19 protein-coding genes (1 of these 19 cut by a window edge) are annotated in these 21066 nt (G+C 67.3%); 14 read left to right on the top strand and 5 right to left on the bottom strand.

Annotated features, from left to right (window positions below):
* Window positions 1-48 precede the first annotated feature (48 nt).
* From EEB18_RS08450 to EEB18_RS08435, 4 genes are all read left to right on the top strand, one after another.
* The gene (locus EEB18_RS08450; protein ID WP_187669099.1) at window positions 49-1368 is read left to right on the top strand and encodes a hypothetical protein; all 1320 of its coding nucleotides are present in this window, start codon (window positions 49-51) and stop codon (window positions 1366-1368) included.
* Window positions 1369-1551: 183 nt separating this feature from the next.
* Complete coding sequence (gene sseA / locus EEB18_RS08445; RefSeq protein ID WP_187142046.1) at window positions 1552-2391, top strand: 3-mercaptopyruvate sulfurtransferase; 840 nt, start codon at window positions 1552-1554, stop codon at window positions 2389-2391.
* Between the two features lie 203 nt (window positions 2392-2594).
* Window positions 2595-3800: a cystathionine beta-lyase gene (gene metC / locus EEB18_RS08440; protein ID WP_187142045.1), complete on the top strand. Its 1206-nt coding sequence runs from the start codon at window positions 2595-2597 to the stop codon at window positions 3798-3800.
* Window positions 3797-4726 (top strand): mechanosensitive ion channel family protein, encoded by a 930-nt coding sequence (locus EEB18_RS08435; RefSeq protein WP_187142044.1) that lies wholly within the window; start codon window positions 3797-3799, stop codon window positions 4724-4726. The genes metC and EEB18_RS08435 overlap by 4 nt, the downstream gene beginning before the upstream one ends.
* Window positions 4727-4856: 130 nt before the next feature.
* Here EEB18_RS08435 and ppa read toward each other — a convergent pair whose 3' ends face one another.
* On the bottom strand, window positions 4857-5393 hold the full coding sequence (ppa, locus tag EEB18_RS08430) for an inorganic diphosphatase (protein WP_187142043.1): 537 nt from the start codon (window positions 5391-5393) through the stop codon (window positions 4857-4859).
* A 226-nt stretch (window positions 5394-5619) separates the two neighbouring features.
* A complete protein-coding gene (locus EEB18_RS08425; RefSeq protein ID WP_187142404.1) occupies window positions 5620-7548 on the bottom strand; it encodes a M61 family metallopeptidase in 1929 nt (642 codons plus the stop codon).
* Window positions 7549-7820: 272 nt separating this feature from the next.
* On the opposite strand from EEB18_RS08425, the gene hisS reads away from it, so the two are divergent.
* The 9 genes from hisS (at window position 7821) to EEB18_RS08385 (ending at window position 18730) form a co-directional block, all read left to right on the top strand.
* Window positions 7821-9077, top strand: coding sequence for a histidine--tRNA ligase (gene hisS / locus EEB18_RS08420; protein ID WP_187142403.1), 1257 nt, complete (start codon window positions 7821-7823; stop codon window positions 9075-9077).
* A 118-nt stretch (window positions 9078-9195) separates the two neighbouring features.
* Window positions 9196-10263, top strand: a complete 1068-nt coding sequence (gene prfA / locus EEB18_RS08415) for a peptide chain release factor 1 (RefSeq protein WP_187142402.1) — start codon at window positions 9196-9198, stop codon at window positions 10261-10263.
* The gene (gene prmC / locus EEB18_RS08410; RefSeq protein ID WP_187142401.1) at window positions 10256-11101 is read left to right on the top strand and encodes a peptide chain release factor N(5)-glutamine methyltransferase; all 846 of its coding nucleotides are present in this window, start codon (window positions 10256-10258) and stop codon (window positions 11099-11101) included. The genes prfA and prmC overlap by 8 nt, the downstream gene beginning before the upstream one ends.
* A gap of 257 nt (window positions 11102-11358) precedes the next feature.
* Window positions 11359-12249 (top strand): DUF4167 domain-containing protein, encoded by an 891-nt coding sequence (locus tag EEB18_RS08405; RefSeq protein WP_262408169.1) that lies wholly within the window; start codon window positions 11359-11361, stop codon window positions 12247-12249.
* A gap of 222 nt (window positions 12250-12471) precedes the next feature.
* Window positions 12472-13863 (top strand): DUF4139 domain-containing protein, encoded by a 1392-nt coding sequence (locus EEB18_RS08400; RefSeq protein WP_187142400.1) that lies wholly within the window; start codon window positions 12472-12474, stop codon window positions 13861-13863.
* Window positions 13864-13873: 10 nt separating this feature from the next.
* Window positions 13874-15001, top strand: coding sequence for a DUF4139 domain-containing protein (locus tag EEB18_RS22690; protein WP_262408168.1), 1128 nt, complete (start codon window positions 13874-13876; stop codon window positions 14999-15001).
* On the top strand, window positions 14965-15486 hold the full coding sequence (locus EEB18_RS22685; RefSeq protein ID WP_262408167.1) for a hypothetical protein: 522 nt from the start codon (window positions 14965-14967) through the stop codon (window positions 15484-15486). Before EEB18_RS22690 ends, EEB18_RS22685 begins: the two co-directional genes overlap by 37 nt.
* Window positions 15487-15562: 76 nt before the next feature.
* Entirely contained in the window at window positions 15563-17020 is a 1458-nt protein-coding gene (locus tag EEB18_RS08390; protein WP_262408166.1) for a DUF4139 domain-containing protein, read from the top strand.
* 3 nt (window positions 17021-17023) lie between these two features.
* Window positions 17024-18730, top strand: a complete 1707-nt coding sequence (locus tag EEB18_RS08385; RefSeq protein ID WP_187142144.1) for a DUF4139 domain-containing protein — start codon at window positions 17024-17026, stop codon at window positions 18728-18730.
* A gap of 108 nt (window positions 18731-18838) precedes the next feature.
* On the opposite strand, the gene EEB18_RS08380 is transcribed toward EEB18_RS08385, so the two are convergent.
* Window positions 18839-19216 carry an acyl-CoA thioesterase gene (locus EEB18_RS08380; RefSeq protein WP_187142145.1) on the bottom strand — a complete coding sequence of 126 codons (378 nt, stop codon included), beginning with the start codon at window positions 19214-19216 and terminating at the stop codon, window positions 18839-18841.
* Window positions 19203-19514, bottom strand: a complete 312-nt coding sequence (locus EEB18_RS08375) for a hypothetical protein (RefSeq protein WP_187142146.1) — start codon at window positions 19512-19514, stop codon at window positions 19203-19205. Before EEB18_RS08375 ends, EEB18_RS08380 begins: the two co-directional genes overlap by 14 nt.
* A gap of 126 nt (window positions 19515-19640) precedes the next feature.
* Here EEB18_RS08375 and EEB18_RS08370 point away from each other — a divergent pair, with 126 nt between their 5' ends.
* On the top strand, window positions 19641-20066 hold the full coding sequence (locus EEB18_RS08370; RefSeq protein ID WP_187142147.1) for a CBS domain-containing protein: 426 nt from the start codon (window positions 19641-19643) through the stop codon (window positions 20064-20066).
* Here the strand turns inward: EEB18_RS08370 and EEB18_RS08365 are convergent.
* A protein-coding gene (locus EEB18_RS08365; RefSeq protein WP_262408228.1) for a lipopolysaccharide biosynthesis protein crosses the window boundary here: on the bottom strand, window positions 20051-21066 show its 3' portion. The gene runs 430 nt beyond the window's last position; 1016 of the gene's 1446 nt are visible here — the last part of the coding sequence; its start codon lies beyond the right edge, outside the window — the gene reads right to left on this strand; its stop codon occupies window positions 20051-20053. The two genes, EEB18_RS08370 and EEB18_RS08365, sit on opposite strands and share 16 nt — an antisense overlap.

Genomic DNA, 21066 nt, shown 5'->3' with positions numbered 1-21066 from the left:
ATTCAGCGGATCGGGCGCGAAACAGACGATCGGGATCGCACAGGTATAATGACGGACAGGCACTTCGGGACCATGGGCAGCGCGCGGGCGGTGCTGGCATTCGCGCTGGCGGCGAGCGCTATCGCGCCCGCGATCGCCCAGCAGGGCGAGACCCCGGCCCCCGCGCCTTCGCCGAGCCGCCCGATCGATTTCCGCCTGCCGCCGCCCGGCGACGACGGCCGCGCGCCGGGGGTGCAAGGACCGGCGGACAATGGCATCGCCCCCTCGGGCCCGGGCGCGCCGCGCCCGACGCCGACCCCGGCCCCCACACCGACGCCGCCGCGCGTGACACCGACGCAGCCCGCAACCCAATCGGCGACGCAGCCGGCAGCCGGTGCCGCACCCGCGCCGACGCGTCGCGCGGCCCCGGCCGAAACCGCGCCCGCGACCGTGACTGCGCCGGCGCGGGACACGGCCACCGAGACTCCGTCTTCACCGCCCGCCGCGACCGATGCCGCGCCAGGCTTTTCGCCGGTCGTTTCGGATGCGCCGGCGATCGCCGATGCCGCTCCCGCCGACGACATCGCCCCCGCGCCGGCGGCGCCCGCCGACGGCGGCGGCACGCCGAGCTGGGCCTGGCTGCTCGCATTGGTCGCGGCGGGCGCGGCCGGTTTCTGGTACTGGCACCGCCGCCCCGCGCTGGCGAGCGATGCGCCGGTCGAGCGCAGCGCGCCGCCGGCCGAGGCGCCGCGCCCGGCGCCTGCGCCGCCGGCTACCCCCGCTGCCGCGCCCAAGGCGCCGGTGCTGCCGACACTCTTCGGCGGCGAGGCGCCGCAGCGTGTGTCGCCGCTCGTCACCCGTCCCGCGCCCGAGCGTCGCGCGCTGGTGGCGATCGCGCTCGAGGTGCAGGCGATCCGCTTCACGCCCGAGCATGTCGCGGTCGCCTTCGCGTTGAATATCATGAACCAGGGATCGGCCGACGCGACCGGGCTGATGGTGCGCATCGCGCTGAACCAGGGGTCGGCGATGACCGAGCCGGTGCTCGCGCGCTTCTTCGACGGGGCGGGCGGCAGCGTGCTGCGCGACGACATGATCCTCAAGGTCGGGGCGGGCGAGGCGCTGACCACCGAGGCGATGCTGCCGCGCCATATCGTCGAACCGCTGATGATCGGCGGCAAGCCGATGCTGGTGCCGGTGATGGCGTTCGACGTCACCTATCATTGGGACGGCGACGCCGACGCCTTTGGCCAGAATGCGGGCAGCTTCGTGCTCGGCCGCGAATCGGGGGCCAGCGACAGCGACAAGCTCGCGCCGCTGCCGCTCGATCGCGCTTCCTATGCCGTCGACCGGCCCGGTTCGCGGTCGACCGCGGTGCGGCGGAGCCAATAGGCGCGCTTTCGGGCGCCGTTTCGCCTTTTGTGTTGCAGCGCAGCATCGGCTGAGGCAGATGGCCACCGTGCTTGAAAAAGTGCGGGGGGAGACATAGGCTGTGCTTCCCCGGAAAGAGCAAAGCAGGATGGCTGGCGGAGGGATTGGAACAGGTTCCCCGCCGGGTCGTAACAGGAGCATGACATGGACGCCTTGGTCTCAACCGACTGGCTGGAACGCGAACTGGGGGCATCGGACCTGCGGGTCGTCGATGCGACGAAATTCCTCGAGGCGGATCGCGACGCGCGCGCCGAATATGAGGCGGGCCACATCCCCGGCGCGGTGTTCATGGACCTCGCCGAACTGACCGACCCGAACAGCGACGTCGACAATATGGCGCCGCCCGCCGAAAAATTCGCGAGCCGCATGCAGTCGCTCGGCCTCGGTGACGGCAGCCGCATCGTGCTCTATGACGACAGCCCGCTGAAGAGCGCGGCGCGCGGCTGGTGGCTGCTCAAATTGTTCGGCGCACACGACGTCGCGCTGCTCGACGGCGGCCTCGCCAAGTGGAAGGCCGAAGGTCGCCCGCTCGAAATGGGCAAGCAGACGCTGCGCCACCGCCACTTCACCGTGTGGCGCGATGCGAAGGCGGTGCGCACCAAGGAAGAAGTGCTCGCGAATGTCGACAGCGGCGCCGAACAGGTCGTCGATGCGCGGTCGGGCGCGCGCTTCACCGGCGAGGAACGCGATCCGCGCGCGGGCGTCGCGCCGGGCCACATTCCGGGTTCGCGCAGCCTGCCGTTCGGCGAGCTGTTCAACGCCGACGGCACCTGGAAGCGCGACGACGCGCTGAAGGCGGCGTTCGATGCCGCCGGGATCGACCTCGACAAGCCGCTGGTTACCACCTGCGGCAGCGGCATGACCGCGACCGTCGTGGCGTTTGGCGCGCACCTGCTCGGCAAGGACGATGTCGCGGTGTACGACGGCAGCTGGACCGAATGGGGCGCCGACCCGGCGACGCCGAAGGCGACCGGCGCGGCTTGATCGGTTTGCGCCGCGCGGGTGGCCTTGGTCCCCGCGCGGAGCGCCATAAAACTCACGCAAAGGCGCAAAGGCGCGAAGAAGAGCGGCGGTGTCGGCCTTTTCTTCGCGCCTTTGCGCCTTTGCGTGAGATATCGAATGGCCCGCTACGCGGGCAGCTATTCTCAGCTACTGGATTTTGAACGATGCTCCGCTAACAAGACGCGATGAGCAAGAGCGACGACGACAGCCTCCGCCCCGCGACGAAACTGGTGCAGGGCGGGCGGCGGCCCGAATGGACGGGCGACCCGCGGCTGGGCGGCGGCGTCGTCAATCCGCCGGTGTGGCGCGCGTCGACGATCCTTTACGACAGCATCGCCGACCTGAAGGCGCGGGGCCATGCGACGCATGACAAGCTCTATTACGGCCGGCGCGGGACGCCGACGGTGTGGGCGCTCGCCGATGCGCTGACCGAAATGGAGCCGGGCGCCGAGGGCACCCTGCTTTATCCCTCGGGGGTCGCGGCCAATTCGGCGGGCATGCTGGCCTTGCTCGCGCCGGGCGATCATCTGTTGATGGTCGACAGCGCCTATGAACCGACGCGCGCTTTCTGCAACGGGCTGCTCAAACGCTATGGCGTCGATACGACCTATTATGACCCGCTGGTGGGGGCGGGGATCGCCGACGTGATCCGGCCCGAGACGAAGCTGATCTTCCTCGAATCGCCGGGCAGCCTGACCTTCGAGGTGCAGGATATTCGGGCGATCGTCGCGGTCGCGCGCGCGCGCGGGGTGCTGACGATGCTCGACAACACCTGGGCGACGCCGCTGCAGTTCCCGGCGCTGGCGCACGGCGTCGATGTGACGATGATGAGCCTGACCAAATATGTCGGCGGGCATAGCGACGCGATGATGGGGTCGCTGACCGCGACGAAGGCGGTTTGGCCGCGACTGCGCAGCGCGGCGTACCAGCTTGGCCAGGCGGTCTCGCCCGACGATTGCGCGCTGATGCTGCGCGGGCTGCGCACCCTCGACGTGCGTTTGGCGCGGCATCAGGCGAGCGCGCTGGCGGTCGCCGAATGGCTGGCGGCGCGGGCGGACGTGGGGCGGGTGCTGCACCCGGCGCTGGCGGGCGATCCGGGGCATACGATCTGGTCGCGCGATTTTACCGGCGCGAGCGGGCTGTTCGGCTTCACGCTGAAAGGCAGCGACGAGGCGGGGCGGACACGCTTCATCGAGGCGCTGTCGCACTTTGGCATCGGTTTCAGCTGGGGCGGTTATGAAAGCCTGGTGGTGCCGAGCAACCCGGCCGACATCCGGACCGCGACGGTGTGGACCGATCCCGATCCGCTGCTGCGGCTGTCGATCGGGCTGGAGGACCCCGCCGACCTGATCGCCGACCTCGAACGCGGTTTCGCGGCGATGGCGGCATGAGTATCGCCGCCGACGTGCAGGGCGGTATCGGCCGCACGGTCGAGGCGATGCGGGTGATCGGCATCGACGTCGGCTCGTACCGGTTGTCGCTCTATGGGCTGTTCTCGACGATCGTCGTCGCGGTGCTGCTCTATCTCGCGGTCAAGCTGACGATGCGCGCGATCAAATGGGTGCTGCGCCGCAACACCCATATCGACCAGACGCAGCGCCTGTTGACCGAGAAGCTGATCGCGATCGCGCTGTTCGTCTTTGCGCTGCTGTTCGGCATCGACCTGCTCGGCATCGACCTGACCGCGCTTGCGGTGTTTTCGGGCGCCGCGGGCCTCGCGATCGGCTTCGGGCTGCAAAAGACCGTCGGCAATCTGATCGCGGGGATCATCCTGCTGATGGACCGCTCGATCAAGCCCGGCGACGTGATCGTCGTCGGCGACGGCGCGAGCATGGGGAGTTCGGCGACGCTGAACGGCGTGCCCAATGTCGGGCGGGTCGCCAAGATCGGGGTCCGCGCGGTCAGCGTCGTCACCCGCGACGGCAAGAAGCATCTGATCCCGAACGAATTGCTGATGACGATGCCGGTCGAGAACTGGAGCTATTCGAGCCGCGACGTGCGGGTGCGGATGCGCGTGCCGGTCGCCTATGACTGCGATTTGCGCGCGGCGCAGGCGATCATGGTCGAGACCGCGAAGGCGAACCCGCGCATTTTAGCGGACCCCGAGCCGGTGGTGTGGATCACGGCGTTCGGCGAACGTGCGGTCGAGCATGAGCTGCGCTACTGGATTTCGGACCCCGAGGCGGGGCTGGGCAACATCCAGGGCGAGGTGTTTCTGGGGATCTGGGACCGCTTCAAGGAAGCGGGGATAAGAATACCCTACCCGCGCACCGATGTGCGGGTGTTGGCGGATGGGGGCGCTAGCCCGGCGCCATAAATTCGCCGCCGCGCTCCGGATAACGGCCTGCCCTCACCCTTCCGGCGCTTCGCGCCTCCCTCCCTCTCCCGATGGGAGAGGGAAGGGGCCCGCCGGCAAAGCCGGTGGGAAGGGTGAGGGTGGTCTTGTTTTAATACCCCGTCGTCTTCGCGCGTTCGATGCATTCGACGATGATGCGCTTGGCCTCGTCGACATCGCCCCAGCCGTTGAGCTTCGCCCATTTGCCGGGTTCGAGGTCCTTATAGTGGGTGAAGAAATGCTCGATCTGCTGCAGCACGATCTCGGGCATGTCCTTGTAGGTGGAGACCTTGTCATAATAGGGAAAGGTCTTGTTGACCGGGACGCAGAGCAGTTTCTCGTCGCCGCCGGCATCGTCTTCCATCAACAGCACGCCGATCGGGCGGCACTTGACCACCGCGCCCGCGACGATCGGCGAGCGCGCGACGACGAGGGCGTCGAGCGGGTCGCCGTCTTCGCCCAGCGTGTGGGGGACGAAGCCGTAATTGGCGGGATAGCGCATCGGGGTGTGCAGGAAGCGGTCGACGAACAATGCGCCCGATGCCTTGTCGAACTCATACTTCACCGGCTCGCCGCCGATCGGCACTTCGATCAGCACGTTCAGGCTGTCGGGCGGGCTGTCGCCGGCCGGGATCAGGTCGATGCGCATGGGAGATGTCCTTTTCGGTTTTTGATTCGCGGGGCGCCTTAGACCCTGGGGGCGGGGGAGGGAAGGCGGGAGAGGGTGCGCGTCGCCCGATCCTCCCCGTCGCGCAGCGATGGGGAGGGGACCGTTCGCGAAGCGAAAGGTGGAGGGGCCCGCCGCCTGACGGCGTCGGCCCCTCCGTCAGCCCTGCGGGCTGCCACCTCCCCATCGCTTCGCGACAGGGAGGATCTTAAAGCGCCCGTTTCGCCGCCAGCACCTGATCGAACCAGTCCGGCCCCGTCCCCACCTTTTCGAGATGCGGCCAGCGCAGGCCGCCGCGATAGTCGATCTCGACCGTGCGATAGCGGCCGCCGCGCTCGACGAGCAGTTTCACCGGAGTCTTGCCGTCGGTCGCGGCACGGATCGCCGATTCGATGCGCTCGCGGTTGTAGGTGACGCCATCGACCGCGAGGATTTTTGTCCCATTGACGATATCGGCGCGAAAGGCGGGGCCGTCCCATGCGATGCTGCCCGCGACGCCGTCCTTGTCGATGATCAGGCCGAGGCTGTGGGTGAGGTCGGTATTCTTCGCCTGCGCCATGCGGTCGCGGTCATAGACGTTGGGCGCGTCGCGCCAGACGAGGCGATAGCCCGCCGCTTCGATCCCCGCGGTCGGCGCCGGGCGGCCGGGGGTCTGCATCCGGTCGCGCAGGAATTTCGCCCAGTCATAAGGGTGGACGGCGTTCAGCGCCGCGACGACATCGTCGAAATCATAGGTCGACTGTCCCCAGTCGCCCTCGCGCCCGCCAAAAAAGCCGCGCGCGAAATCGTCGAGGCTTTTGGCATTGTTCGTGGCGGTGCGGATCAGCATGTCGGCCTCGAGCCACATCAGCCCGCCTTCGTTGTAATAATCCTCGGTCCGCGTCGCGCTGGGAAAGGCGCGCGCCTTGCGCCCCGCGATGATCGGGTCGAGCGTCGTATCCTCGACCGACCGCCAGGCGCGGCCCGCCTGGGTGCTGTAGAAACCGGCGTTGGTCGCCCATTCGGCGAGGATCATCTCCTTCGACTGCATGCCCGACCGCCCGGCGAGGACGAGGTCCCAATAGCTCGTCTGACCTTCATAGACCCAGAGCAGATTGTCCTGCATCGGCGTGCGGTAATCGGGGGTCCACAGCTTGTCGGGGCGGCGGTATTTGCCGTTCCAGCTGTGGACCAGCTCGTGCGGGAGCAGCCCGCGCTCGCTGTCATTCTCGTCCCATTTGGTGAAATAATCGGGGTTGCGGCTGTTCTCGCTCGACCGGTGATGTTCGAGCCCGATGCCGCCGAGTTCGTCGCTGAGCGCGAGCAGGAAGTCATAACGGTCGAAATGGCGGGTGCCGAACAGCGCGACCGCCTCCGACACCAAGGCCGCGTGGCGCGCGATATGGTCGGGGCTGGCGCCCAGATATTTTTCCTCGTCGGCGACGACGTTGAGCGTCACGCCGTTGCCGAGCGCCCATTGGCGAAAATAACGCCCCGCGAACATCGGGCTGTCGACCAGATTTTCATAGCTGGTGACGCCGAAGCTGTAGCGGTTCTTCGAGACCTGCAACCCGTCGAGCGCGGCGGCGCCGGTCCAGCCTTCGGGCAGCGTGACCTCGAGCTGCACCGGAATCTGGCGGGTGAACCAGCCCGCGGGATAGAAGCTGACCTGTTCCCACTGCAGGTTCATCATCGCCGGAGTGACGACGACGCGGCCCTCGGTGGTGCGGGTGGGCGAGAGGAAGTCGAAGGCGATGTCGATGCTCTTCACGCCCTGCGGCACGTCGATGTCGAAGGCGTAGACGTCGGTCGGCTGGCGCGTCCAGACGAGCGGTTTGCCGCCCGCGGTGGGCTTGAACCCCGCGACCTCGGCGATCGCGCCGCGCGGCGCATGCTTGCCGGGCAGCCATTGCGGATAGAGCAGGGTGACTTTGCCGGCTTTCGGAACCGGGATCGTCTGGCGGACATGGAAGATTCCGCGCGCATGGTCGGTCGCGTCGACCTTGAGCAACATCGTCCCCGGATAGGGGCGGTCGGCGGGCAGCGGGATGGTAAGCGGCTGCACCACCGGTTGCGGACGGCTGTTGCCGTCCTGGGCATGGGCGGCGGGAGCGGTGAGGGCGATCAGGGCGGCTGCGACGAACAGGTGTTTTTTCATGGTGCCGCGTTTTGCCGCGAAAAGATGGCGAGGTCCAGACCGGCACATTCCTTCTCCCCTAGAGGGAGAAGGATATGGAGGCTTGTGAGCGGAGCGAACTAGCCGGAGTTGGATGAGGGGGTGCGAGCGAAGCTCGCGCGGTCGCTCGCGACCGCAACCCCTCACCCAGCTTCGACTAGGCAGCAAGCTGCCAAGTCTTTGCAACCCTCTCCCTCAAGGGGAGAGGGGAGTCCCCTTTGCCTTTCGACCAAAAAAGATTAGACGCCGCGCCCATGAGCAAGGACAAATCCGCCAAGATCGCCACGCCGCAGCCGGTGCGCGGCACGCAGGACATGCTCGGCGATTTCGCCGACCGGTTTCAGCATGTCGTCGACACCTTCGATCGCGTGCGGCGGCTCTATGGCTATAAGCGGATCGAGGTGCCGGTGATCGAGCCGACCGCGGTGTTCGCGCGCTCGCTTGGCGAGACCACCGACGTCGTGTCGAAGGAAATGTATTCGTTCGACGATCGCGGCGGCGAGTCGATCACGCTGCGCCCCGAATTCACCGCCGGCATCGCGCGCGCTTATGTCACCAACGGCTGGCAGCAGTATGCGCCGCTCAAGGTCGCGACGCACGGGCCGCTGTTCCGCTACGAGCGCCCGCAAAAGGGGCGTTATCGCCAGTTCCACCAGCTCGATGCCGAAGTGCTCGGCAGCGACAGCCCGCTCGCCGACGCCGAGCTGCTGGTGTTTGCGGACCAGTTGCTCAAGGAATTGGGGATTTCGGAAGGCGTGACGCTGACGCTTAACACGCTGGGCGATGCGGAAAGCCGTGATGCCTGGCGGACAGCGCTGGTCGATCATTTCGAGGCGCATCGCGGCGAGCTGTCCGAAGACAGCCTTGCCCGGCTCGACAAGAATCCGATGCGTATCCTCGACAGCAAGGATCCGAAGGACCGCCCGATCGCCGACAGCGCGCCCGATATCGACGCGTTTTTGACGAGCGAAGCGCAGGATTTCTTCGGTGCCGTGACTGCGGGGCTCGACGCCGCGGGGGTCGCGTGGGAGCGCAATGCGCGGCTGGTGCGCGGCCTCGACTATTATCGCCACACCGCGTTCGAATTCGTCACCGACCGCTTAGGCGCGCAGGGCACCGTGCTCGGCGGCGGGCGCTACGACGGGCTGATCGAGGCGCTCGGCGGACCGCCGACGCCGGCGGTTGGTTGGGCCGCGGGGATCGAGCGGCTGGCGATGTTGGTGGCGGACGATGTCATCGACAACCGGCTCGATGCGGTGATCGCGGTCGAGGATGATGCGCGGCTGGCGCTCGCGATGCAGGCGCTCACCGCGCTGCGCAATGGCGGTTTCTCGGCCGAGATCGTCGCGACCGGGTCGCCGCGCAAGCGTTTCGACAAGGCCGCCAAGATTCCGGCGCACGCATTGGTGTCGGTCGGCACGCGCGACGACGCGCCGCATGTCAATGTGCGCGGCGACGGCGACCGGGCAAAGGCGGTCGAGGCGCTGGTCCGGGCGCTGGACAACGTTTGATGGACCCTGTTTCGTCATTCCCGCGAAGGCGGGGATCCAGCTTGGACGCTGGCTGGACATGCAATGTCGGAACACTGGATCCCCGCCTTCGCGGGGATGACGGGGTTGGGGTGAATTCATGACCTCCGTTTCCGCCCGCCAGATCGACGCCATCATCGAACGCCACGCCGCCTTGCAGGCGCGCATGGCGACGGGGGACATGGCGCCCGCCGATTTCGTCGCGGCGTCGAAGGAGTTTGCCGAGCTCGAACCCGTCGCCGGCGCGGCGCGCGAAGTGGTGCGGCTGCGCGGCGAACGGGAGTCGCTCGGCGAGATGCTGACCGATCCCGAGATGAAGGCGATGGCGGCCGAGGAACTCGCGGCGGTCGAAGAGGCCTTGCCCGCCGCCGAGCATGACCTTGCGATCAAGCTGCTGCCCAAGGACGTCGCCGATGAGCGCGCGGCGATGCTTGAAATCCGCGCCGGGACCGGCGGCGACGAGGCGGCTTTGTTCGCGGGCGACCTGCTGCGCATGTACAGCCGTTACGCCGACGGGCAGGGCTGGAAGGTCGAGGTCATCTCGGCGAACGAGACCGAGGTCGGCGGTTATAAGGAAGTCGTCGCCAGCGTTTCGGGGCAGGGGGTGTTCGCGAAGCTGAAATTCGAGAGCGGCGTCCACCGCGTCCAACGCGTGCCGGTGACCGAAAGCGGCGGGCGCATTCACACCAGCGCCGCGACCGTCGCGGTTTTGCCCGAGGCCGAAGAGGTCGATGTCGCGATCGCCGACAGCGACCTGAAGGTCGATATCTATCGTGCGTCGGGTGCCGGCGGGCAGCATGTCAACACGACCGATTCGGCGATCCGCATCACGCATATTCCCTCGGGGCTCGTGGTGATCCAGCAGGACCAGCGCAGCCAGCACAAGAACCGCGCCAAGGCGATGCAGGTGCTGCGCGCGCGGCTCTACGATCTCGAGCGCGAGAAGATCCACAGTGCCGAGGCGTCGGCGCGCAAGTCGATGGTCGGCTCGGGCGACCGGTCGGAGCGCATCCGCACCTATAATTTCCCGCAGGGCCGGGTGACCGATCACCGCATCAACCTGACGCTCCATCGCCTGCCCGAGATTTTGGAAGGTGCGATGGACGAACTGGTCGACGCGCTGATCGCCGAGGATCAGGCACAGCGGCTGGCGGGGCTGGGTGACTGAGACGCCGACCTTCGCGGGCGTCGCGGAGTCGCTGCGCACCGCGACGAACCTGCTCACGGGCATCAGCGACACGCCGCGGCTCGATGCCGAACTGCTGATGGCGCATGCGCTGGGGGTGGAGCGGTCCGCGCTGCTGCTCGATCCCGCGCGTTACGAAGTCCCCGAACTTTATGCCCATTTGATCGCGCGGCGGATGGCGCATGAGCCGATCGCCTATATCCTTGGCTATCGCGATTTCTGGACGATCCGCATCGAGGTCGGCCCCGGCGTGCTGATCCCGCGTCCCGATAGCGAGACGTTGATCGAGGCCGCGGTCGCGCATTTCGGGGCGAGCGCACCCGCGCGGATTCTCGATCTGGGGACCGGGCCGGGGACGCTGCTGCTCGCGGCGCTGAGCGAGTTTCCCGATGCGACCGGGCTGGGCGTCGATGCGTCCGAATTTGCGCTCGCTTTTGCGCGCGACAATGCCGGGGAACTGGGCATGGCCGATCGCACGGCCTTTCAGTCGGGCGACTGGGGTGCGGGCGTCGATGGCCCGTTCGACCTGATCCTCTGCAACCCGCCCTATATCGCCGACGGCGAAAAGCTGATGCCCGATGTCGCCGAGCATGAACCCGCCGAAGCGCTGTTCGCGGGTGCCGACGGGCTGGGCGACTATCGCCGCATCATCCCCGACCTGCCACGGCTGCTGGCGCCGGGCGGTCTTGCGGTTCTTGAAATCGGGGCGACCCAGCATATCTCGGTAGGGAAGCTGGCCGAAGCGGCCGGTTTCGCCGTCGCTTGCCGCCAGGACCTCGGTGGCCGCGACCGCGCCCTCATCTTGACCCTGGTGCGCTGAGGCGCGACCAAGAAATCGCTTGGTTTCGTGCCCAAAGCGAGGTAGGGGCGGCGTACAGGCCTGATCAGGGTCCCTTTGGCGGTGCGGCGCACCGATACTGGTCCGGCGGGTCTGCTTCCCATTTACGATGCTGGTGCGGGACAAGGTGTCTCGCGCAAGCGGTAACACGGAAGAGCCGCGCAAGGGAGCGCGGGCACGACGCGCAAGATGCGCGGTCGGCCAAAAGGGGTTGGCATAGCTTAGAGCTTTTCGACAGGATGTCTCAGTTGAACATGAACAACCGGCAAAACGGTCGCCGTCGCGGCCGTAACAACAACAATAACAACAACAATCGCCCGCAATCGGGTGGCGGCCGTGGTGGTACCGACCAGGCCAATCGCATCGACAGCCGTGCGCGCGGCAACGCAGCGCAGATGATCGAGAAATTCAAGAATCTCGCCCGCGACGCCCAGCTTTCGGGCGACCGGGTGCAGACCGAATATTATCTGCAGTTCGCCGATCATTATTTCCGCGTGCACAGCGATTTCCGCGCCCGCCAGGAAGAAAAGAACGGCGGCCAGCCCGATCGCAACGACCGCCATCGCGAAGTGCGCGGCGTCGAGGATTTCGACGCGCATGACGACACCGACCTCGACGAAGGCCAGGGCGACAGCGACGGCGAGCGCGAGGACAATCGCGGCGAGCGCGACAACCGCGAGCGCGGCGACCGGAATGATCGCAACGATCGGGGCGAGCGCAACGACCGTGGTGATCGCGGCGACCGCAACCCGAATCGCGGCAACCGTCGTGACGAGAATGACGACAATCGCGGCAACCGCCAGCCGGTGCGCGAGCGCGCCGAGCGTTCCGAACGGCCGGAACGTCCTGAGCGCGAGCGCGTCGAAGTCGAAGCCCGCGACGAGGACGCCGTGGTGGCGGAAGCCAAGCCGGCGCGCGCCCCGCGCCGCAGCCCGCGCCGCCCGCGCGACGAGGACGAGGGTGGCGCCGGGATCGACAGCGCCGTGCTGCCGCCCGCGATCGGCCGCCCCGCTCCGGCTCCGGCTCCCGAAGCCGACGAGGCCGAGGCCGAGGCCGCCGAAGCCGCGCCGAAGCCGCGCAAGCGTCGCACGCTCGCAGCGCGCAGCTCGGACGTCGAAGCGGCCGAATAATCCGCTTCGCCGCCTTGTGACGGGATGTGACGGCTGAAATTGTCGTCACCCCGGGCTCGACCCGGGGTCCCGCTTTTTGACCGTCGCGCCTTTCCGCAGATCGGCGGGACCCCGGATCAAGTCCGGGGTGACGAAGCGAGAATGGGTCACCATTTTCGCGCTGGCCAATCGCCACGAACTGACATAGCCTCTGCCCCGACAACCATATGGGGGAGAGCGATTATGCGCGCTTTGGCAAAGACTTGCCTGTTGGGAGCCGCCGTCGCTCCATGGCTTTCGCTTCCCGCTGCGGCGCAACAGGACCCCGGCGCCACCGCGCAGGGCGATGTCGCGGTCACCATCTATAACAATGGCCAGTCGCTGGTGCAGGACGACCGCCAGCTGGCAGTCGCCGCCGGGCGCAACCGCATCGAATTTCCCGACGTGTCGGCGCGCATCCGGCCCGAGACGGTGACGCTGTCGGGCGGCGGTCTCGCGATCGTCGAGCAGAATTTCGACTTCGACCTGCTCACCCCCGACAAGTTGATGGACAAGGCGGTCGGCCAGCAGATCACGCTGGTGCGCACCAATCCCGCCACGGGTGCCGAACGCAGCGAACGCGCCAAGGTCCTTGCCGCGAACGGCGGCATCGTGCTGCAGATCGGCGAGCGGATCGAGGTGCTGCGCGACGACGGCCTGCCGGTGCGCGCGGTGTTCGACCGGCTGCCGCCCAATTTGCGCGCGCGCCCGACGCTGTCGGTGACGGTGCAGGCCGAGAATGCGGGCACAGTGCCTGCGCGGCTCTCGTACCTCACCCCAAACCTCGGCTGGACCGCCGACTATGTCGCCTTGTTCGACGCCGCCAAGGGCGCGATGGACATGCAGGGGTGGGTGACGCTGACCAATTCGACCGGCACGACCTTTACCAATGCGCGCACGCTGCTGGTGGCGGGCAGCCCGGGCGGCGGCGGCGGTTTTTCACAGCTCACCGGCGTGCTCGACGAGGCGGGGACCGAGACGAGCACGCGCGAACGGCTCGGCGACTATTATCTCTATCCGCTCGCCGAACGCACGACGATCGCCAATGCGCAGCAGAAGCAGGTTAGCTTCCTCGACGTGAAGGGCGCCCCGGCGCGCTCGACCTATGAATATGTCAACGGCTGGCTGGGCAGCAGCACCGAGCCGGTGAGCGCGGCGAGCGTGTTGCGATTCTCGACCTCGGCGAAGGGCGGGCTCGGCGACCAGCTGCCCGCGGGAACGATCCGCGTCTATATGCGCGACGCGCGCGGCGACCCGCAGTTCATCGGCGAGAACCAGATCGGCCACACCCCGATGGGATCGTCGATGACCCTGCGCACCGGCGACGCCTTTGACGTCAAGATCCAGTCGACGGTGGTGTCGCGCACCCGCAAGAGCGATTCGCGCTGGGTGACCAAGATGAAATATGTCGTCACCAACGCGCGGCCGGGACCGGTCACCGTCGATCTCGCGCAATCGGGGCTGTGGGGCGACGTCCGCATCACCGACGAAAGCCTGAAGAGCAATCGCGTCTCGGCCGACCGCGTCGAATGGGCGGTGCCGGTGCCCGCGAACGGCAAGACCGAAGTCACCGCCACCTTCGACTCGCGCTACTGAGGACCGGGCCGTGCGCGTGATGCGCCTGATCCCGGCCCTGCTGGCCGCGCTGGTCGCGACGCCGCTGGCGGCACAGCAGGGGGCGAGCCTGCCCGCGCCGCCGGTGCGGCCCGATTCGCCCGTGGTGGTGTCGTCGCAGCTGAAGGATGTCGCGGTCACCGTCTATCGCGCCCCCCAACGCGGCGGCGGTCCGATCAACCCCAACTGGCCGCAGGGCTTCGCTTTGGTCACCGAGACGCGCGTCGTGACGCTGCCCGCCGGGTCGTCGGTGCTTCGCTTCGAGGGGGTGTCCGAGGGATTGCTGCCCGAAACCGCCGTCGTGTCGGGAATGCCCGACGGGGTGCGTGAGAAGAATCGCGATGCGCGGTTGCTGTCGCCCGCCGGGCTGGTCGATGCGTATCTCAAGCGCAGCGTCACGCTGCGCCGCACCGACCGCAAGACCGGCAAGGTCCGCGAGCAGCAGGCGATCATCCAGGCGGGGCCGACCGGCGGGGTGATCCTGCAGACCGATGCGGGCTTCGAGGCGCTCGGCTGTGCGGGGCTGCCCGAGCGCATGCTCTATGGCCGCGTGCCCAAGGATCTGTCGGCGAAACCGACGCTGTCGATCCTCGTCGAAAGCGCGCGGGCGCGGACGGTGACCTTGCAGCTCGTCTATCTGTCCGAAGGCTTCGACTGGGCGGCGAACTATGTCGTCGACCGCGCCGGCGACGGCAAGGCGCTGGGGATCACCGGCTGGATCACCGTCGCCAACGGCGGGGTGACGAGTTTCCCGAACGCGCAATTGAATGTGATCGCGGGCCGGCTCAACAAGGGTTATCGCGCGCCGCTGCCGCGCACCCCGCCGGGGGCGTTGCAGCTCAAATGCTGGCCGATGGACATCACGAGCACGCATCCCTTTTGGGAGCTGCCGCCGATCATCGAGCCGACCGCCGATTATGCCGAAGAGGTGATGGTGACCGCGAATCGCGCCGGCTATGCGCGGACCGCGATGCCCGTCATGGCGCCACCCCCGCCGCCTCCCCCGCACCGCCGCCGCCCCCGCCGCCGCCCGCCGAGGATCTGGGCGACCTCAAATTCTATCGCATCCCGTTCCGCGTCGACGTGTCGGCGAAGTCGCAGAAGCAGGTCGCGCTGCTGATCAAGGATAAGGTCGCGGTCGAGCAGCTCTATACCACCATCCTCTATGACTGGATGGCCGGGCGCGTGCAGCCGCTGACGATGATGCTGCGCGTGCAGAATCGCGAGTCGGACGGCCTCGGGCTGGCCTTGCCCGCCGGCGCGGCTTCGGTGTTCGAGACGGTCGCGGGCCGGCGATTGCTCGTCGGCGAGGCGCGGATCGGCGACAAGGCGAAGGGCGAACGCGTCGACTATGAACTCGGGCTCAGCCCGGCGGTGCAATATAATAGCGTCATCACCGGTCGCGGGCCAAAGGGCGAATATCAGGACTGGCAGGTGACGCTGACCAATGCGCGGCCCTTCGACGCCGAGCTCGAAATCCTGATTCCCTTCGCGATCGACCCCGAACCCACGACATGGGAACGGCGCGGGTCGAGCTGGGTGTGGCGGGTGCGGGTGCCCGCGAACGACAGCGTGGTCCAGACGTTCCGGCAGAAGATGCGCTGACGACAGAGATACAGGGGGAGAGGTCGCAATGGCTTGTGGGTCGAGGACTTGTGGGTCGAGGACGTGGGGTCTGCTGATGGCTGGCCTTGCGATGGCGGGCCCCGCGGCGGCGCAGCAGGTGGTGAGCACCGGCGGGCAGGGCGATGTCGCGGTGACCATCTATAGCGGCGAACTCGCGCTGGTCACCGATACGCGGCAGACGAATCTGCCCGCGGGCGAAGCGAAGCTCGAATTTCCCGACGTGTCGAGCCGCATCCGGCCCGAGACGGTGAGCCTCGTCGGCACGGGACTCGAGATCGTCGAGCAGAATTTCGATTTCGACCTGCTCTCGCCCACGGCGATTATGCAAAAGGCGGTGGGGCAGGAGATCACGCTGATCCGCACCAACCCCGCGACCGGCGCCGAACTGCGCGAGCGCGCCAAGGTGCTCGCGGTCAACGGCGGGGTGGTGCTCGACGTCGGCGGACGCATCGAGATCTTGCGCGACGACAATCTGCCGGTGCGGGTGATCTTCGACGGCATCCCGACCAATTTGCGTGCGCGCCCGACGCTGTCGGTGACGGTCGACAGCAAGAGCGCGGGCGCCCGCCCGCTGACCCTGCGCTATCTGTCCGAAGGGCTGAGCTGGCGCGCCGATTATGTCGCGCTCTACGACGAGGCGGCGAAAGCGATGGATCTGCAGGGCTGGGTGACGCTGAAGAACAACAGCGGCACCGGATTCGCCAACGCCAAATTGCTGCTCGTCGCGAGCGAGCAGATCGGGGTGCGGCGCGGGTCGCGCAGCGGCAATGATGGCGAACCCGCGGCGCTGACCAGCGCCGGGACCGAGAGCGCGAAGGCCGAAGCGCTCGCCGACATGTACGCCTATCCGATGGCCGACCGCACGACGATCGCGAGCGCGCAGCAGAAACAGATCGCCTTCCTCGATGCGATGGCGGTGCCTGCGACGCGCGGCTATGCGGCGTCGGTCGATCGTTTCACGACGATCGACGAGGCGCAGAGCGCGCTCGCGACCTATCGTTTCTCGACCGGCAAGGGCGGGGTCGGCGATGCGATGCCGGCCGGGTCGGTGCGGCTTTACGTCAAGGATGCGCGCGGCGCGGCGCAGTTCGTGGGCGAGAGCTATATCGGCCACACCACTGCGGGATCGACGCTGTCGCTCGCCACCGGCAAGGCGTTCGACGTCAAATATCAGCCGATCCTCGAAAAGCGCGAGAAGCTGACCGAGGAGGACTGGACGCGCAGCAGCACGACCCGCGTGCGCAAGAATGGCGTCGTCACGGTCACCGAGACCGACGTGAAGCGCAATTATTGGCGCACCCATATGCGCTATATCTTCACCAACGCGCGGTCGCAGCCGGTGACGGTCGAGTTCACCCAGAACGGGCTCAACAGCTATGCCAACGACACGCGGGTGCCGTTCGAGAGCATCGCCGCCGAAAAGGACCAGATGCTGGAAAGCCGCAAATGGCTGGTGACGGTGCCCGCGAACGGACGCACCGAACTGACCGTCCAGTATGACTCGCTGAACTGAGCGATGCGGGGCGGGGCGTTCGCCTTGCTGCTGATCGCCGCCGCGGTGCTCGCGGCCGCGCCGGCGCGCGCTGCCGATCCGCCGGTCGTCGCCTCGCCGAAGCCCGACCATGTCGCGATCAGCCTCTATCGCGATCCGAACCGCGATACCGACTCGCGGCTGCCGTCGCCCGACGAGGAAGAACCGCTCGGCGGCTTTGCGCTGATTCGCGAGACACGCACCGTCGACCTGCCGCCGGGACCGGTGACGGTGCGATTCGAAGGGGTGTCGAGCAGCATCCTGCCCGAATCGGCGCTGCTGCGTGGCGGTGGCAAGCCGCGCGAGAAAAATTACGACCGGCGCCTGCTGTCGCAGCGCGGCCTGCTCGACGCGCTGACCGGCCAGCAGGTGCTGCTGCGCACCACCGACCGCGCGACCGGCAAGGCGCGTTTCGAGCGGGTGCGCATCCGTTCGGGTCCCGAGGAACTGATCGTCGAACGCAAGGGCGGGTTCGAGGCGGTGCAATGCAGCGGCCTCTCCGAAACCTTGCTCTATGACGCGGTGCCGGCAGGGCTGAACCCGGTGCCGACGCTGTCGATGACCTTGGGCGACCAGCCGGGCGGGCGGACCAAGCTCGAGCTCACCTATCTCGCCAATAATTTCGACTGGCAGTCGAACTATGTCGGTCAGATCGGCGCCGAGGCCGAATCGGTCGATCTCTTCGCCTGGCTGACCGTCGCGAGCGGCGATTCGACGAACTTCGTCGATGCCGACATAGCGGTGATCGCGGGCCGCATCGCCTTTTTCCGTCAGGCCCCGGTCGCCGACGACGAGCATGGCTGGGAAGAGGAGCAACGGCGACAGGAGGAAGCGGAGAAGGATCCGTGGAACCCCGACAATATCGAGGTCTGGTTCAGTTGCTGGCCGCGGGGCAGCACCGGCGGCGGTTCCTATAATCCGCGCCTGTTCGGGCCGCAGGACCTGCCGGCGTACCGGCCCGAATATTCGGTCGGCTTTTTCTATGGCGGCGGCGGGGGTGGCTGCGGCGGCGAGGACGATGGCTGCGGCGAGATCGTCGTCACCGGATCGCGAATCGCGCCGCGCGAGGATATCGGCGACTATAAATTATATCGCGTGCCGCAGCCGACGACGCTCGGCGCGCAGAGCCGCAAGCAGATCGCCTTTCTCGAAAAGCCCGGGGTCGCGGCGCAGATGCTCCATGTCTTTGCGGTCCGGGGCGACAATTTCGACGATTACACCGACCCGGTGCTGCGCATCGACAACAAGAAGGGCGGGCCGCTTGCCGAACCGATGCCGGGCGGACAGGTCGCGCTGTTCCAGCGCCGACTCGGCGAACCGATGCTCGTCGCCGAGACGAATGTGAAGGACAAGGCGGTCGGCGAGCTGATCGACCTGCAACTGCCCGACCAGGACGACAGCGATGTCGACACCGACCAGGACACGCTCGATTCGGGCGACGACTGGACGCGGTATCGCATCACGGTCGAGAATTTCGGCGAGAGCGACGAACCGGTCGAGATCAGCTTCGAGAACGACCTCGACTATGTCGTCGACAAGATCAGCCGTGCGACACGGGTGCGCGACGGCAAGCGAATCTGGTCGGTGACGGTTCCCGCCGACGGGAAACGGACGATCGACTATCGCGTGCGCGAAGTGGCGCGAATCGGCGCCGACAACCAGGATGATTGGGAAGAGCCCGAGGGTTATTAGGGGCGGATCGTCATTGCGAGGAGCGTAGCGACGAAGCAATCTCCAGCCATCGGCGTTTTGCCAGGTCGATGGCTGGAGATTGCTTCGCTTCGCTCGCAATGACGCCGGTCAGGCCGGCGGCAACGCGCGCGGCCGGTGATTCTCGTCGAGCGCGACGAAAGTGAACAGGCCTTCGGTGACCTTCACCTGCTCCTCGCCGCGGCCGCGCGACGCGATCACTTCGATTCGGATGCCTATCGACGTGCGCCCGCGCCGTTCGAGGTGGGCGTAGACCGAGATGATGTCACGCAGCAGGATCGGCGCGATGAATTCCATCGCCTCGATCGCGACGGTTGCGGTCGGTCCCTGGGCGATTCGCGCCGCGACGATGCCGCCGGCGATGTCCATCTGGCTGAGCACCCAGCCGCCGAAGATGTGGCCGTTGCTGTTGATGTCGGCGGGCGCGGGAACGACGCGCAGGATCGGGTCGCGGTCAGGGTTTGTCATTGTTCATTTCCGGATCATTTTCGAACGGGTCCTCGATCGCCTCGTCATGCCCGCTGCCGCTCGACAGGAACACCAGCCCCATCAGCGCGGCGCCGAGCATCACCGACAGGCCGACGCCGGCGGTGGTGGCGATGATCATATGGATGGTCAGCCCGTGCGGCAGCGTGGCGTGCAGGTACAGCAGCGCACAAATCACCGCGAGGGTCGAGACCAGCGCCATGCCGAGCATCAGCCGGCGATAGCGCCCCCAGGCGATAGCCGAGGTGTCGCGATTGTCGAGCGGCGAGGGTTTGACCATGGCCGCATCCATGGACCAGCGCGGCGGCAAGGCCAAGCGGCAATGGCGTGCGGCAGGATGTTTCACCCTGAGTGCGAATCATGATAGATTGTTTTCCTGACAGAGCGACATGGGGAGCGGCAAGGCATGACGATCGGAGCGATTCTCCACGGAAGGACCGGCGCGGTGATTTCGGCGCGCAAGGAAGACAGTGTGCGTGCGGTGGTCGATCTGCTCGCGCAACATCGAATCGGCGCGGTGCCGGTGATGGAAAATGACGCGATCGTCGGCATTTTTTCCGAACGCGATCTGGTTCGCCTGCTTTCCTCTTATGGCACCGAGGCGCTCGACCGTACGCTCGACGAGGTGATGACCAAATCGCCGGTGACCTGCGAATCGAACACCGCGGTGATGGGCGCGCTGTCGCAGATGACGCAGAAGCGCATTCGCCACCTGCCGGTGGTCGACGGCGGCCGACTCGTCGGATTCGTGTCGATCGGCGACCTCGTTAAATATCGCATCGACCGGATCGAGGCCGAGGCGGCGGCGATGAGGGACTATATCGCGTCCTGAGTCGCGACCGCCGGACGGCGCAATATGAGGCGTCGGATCTCGGCAATCGCCTCTTTCTCCAGCAGCCATAGCAGGGCGGGATAGATCAGCCCGCCCGCCCCGACGAGAATCGCGAGTCGCAGCGGTGCGGCCATGCCCGCGGGCAGCGCGCGCTCGATCAGCCCGACCGCGACCGCCATCACCAGCGCGGGGGCGAGACCCGGCAGCACCGCGCGGCCGATGTCGGTCAGCGTCACCCCGATCACCGGCGCCGACAACCGCGCGGTGACGATCAGCAGCAGCGGCATCGCGACGAGCCACGCCCAGGCGAGGCCAATCAGCCCGAACTGCGCGCCGACAAGAAAGGCGACCGGAAAGAGAATCGCGCCGCACAGCGACGCCTTCATCGCGATTCCGGGACGGCCGAGCGCGTTGGTCACCGGCGCGAAGAGAATCTGCACCGTCATCACCAGCAGCGCGAGCGCGAGAATCTGGACATAGGGCACCATGCCGAGCCACTTCAGCCCGAACACCGTTTCGACCAGCGGCGCCGCGGTGACCGCGAGTCCCGCGTAGGCGGGCGCGAGCACGAGCATCAGCAGGCGCACGGCTTTCAAGAAGTTCCAGCGCACCGCACTCTTGTCGCCCTGGATTCGCGCATAGGCGGGAAAGGCGACCTCGTTGAGCGGCGGCACGAACTTCGAGACGAAGATCTGCGCGAGGAACAGCGCCTCGGCATAAAGCCCCAGCGCATGCGGATCGAATCGGCGGCCGGCGATGAAGATGTCGGCCTGCGTCTGGACCAGCCAGAAGAAGTGCGAGGCGAGCACCGCCGAGCCGAAGGCGATGATCTGCCCGCAGCCGCGAAAGTCGAAACTGGGCCAGACGAGCAGGCGCGCCGCGACGGTGAGCCCGATCGCGCGGGTCCAGAACAGCGCGATCGGCGCATAGACCAGGGTCCACACGCCATAGCCCGACAGCGCGCAGCCGAGCGCGGTGCCGGCGCCGACCAGCGCGGCGG

Source organism: Sphingopyxis sp. OPL5, from assembly GCF_003797775.2.
In the GTDB taxonomy this organism is placed as follows: Bacteria; Pseudomonadota; Alphaproteobacteria; order Sphingomonadales; family Sphingomonadaceae; genus Sphingopyxis.
Note: the sequence above shows the minus strand (reverse complement) of the source record. Positions and strands in the feature narration are given on the sequence as shown.

Coding starts and splice junctions, on each gene's coding strand:
- EEB18_RS08450 (WP_187669099.1), top strand. CDS start 49: ATGACGGACAGGCACTTCGGGACCATGGGCAGCGCGCGGGCGGTGCTG.
- sseA (WP_187142046.1), top strand. CDS start 1,552: ATGGACGCCTTGGTCTCAACCGACTGGCTGGAACGCGAACTGGGGGCA.
- metC (WP_187142045.1), top strand. CDS start 2,595: ATGAGCAAGAGCGACGACGACAGCCTCCGCCCCGCGACGAAACTGGTG.
- EEB18_RS08435 (WP_187142044.1), top strand. CDS start 3,797: ATGAGTATCGCCGCCGACGTGCAGGGCGGTATCGGCCGCACGGTCGAG.
- ppa (WP_187142043.1), bottom strand. CDS start 5,393: ATGCGCATCGACCTGATCCCGGCCGGCGACAGCCCGCCCGACAGCCTG.
- EEB18_RS08425 (WP_187142404.1), bottom strand. CDS start 7,548: ATGAAAAAACACCTGTTCGTCGCAGCCGCCCTGATCGCCCTCACCGCT.
- hisS (WP_187142403.1), top strand. CDS start 7,821: ATGAGCAAGGACAAATCCGCCAAGATCGCCACGCCGCAGCCGGTGCGC.
- prfA (WP_187142402.1), top strand. CDS start 9,196: ATGACCTCCGTTTCCGCCCGCCAGATCGACGCCATCATCGAACGCCAC.
- EEB18_RS08405 (WP_262408169.1), top strand. CDS start 11,359: ATGTCTCAGTTGAACATGAACAACCGGCAAAACGGTCGCCGTCGCGGC.
- EEB18_RS08400 (WP_187142400.1), top strand. CDS start 12,472: ATGCGCGCTTTGGCAAAGACTTGCCTGTTGGGAGCCGCCGTCGCTCCA.
- EEB18_RS08390 (WP_262408166.1), top strand. CDS start 15,563: ATGGCTGGCCTTGCGATGGCGGGCCCCGCGGCGGCGCAGCAGGTGGTG.
- EEB18_RS08385 (WP_187142144.1), top strand. CDS start 17,024: ATGCGGGGCGGGGCGTTCGCCTTGCTGCTGATCGCCGCCGCGGTGCTC.
- EEB18_RS08380 (WP_187142145.1), bottom strand. CDS start 19,216: ATGACAAACCCTGACCGCGACCCGATCCTGCGCGTCGTTCCCGCGCCC.
- EEB18_RS08375 (WP_187142146.1), bottom strand. CDS start 19,514: ATGGTCAAACCCTCGCCGCTCGACAATCGCGACACCTCGGCTATCGCC.
- EEB18_RS08370 (WP_187142147.1), top strand. CDS start 19,641: ATGACGATCGGAGCGATTCTCCACGGAAGGACCGGCGCGGTGATTTCG.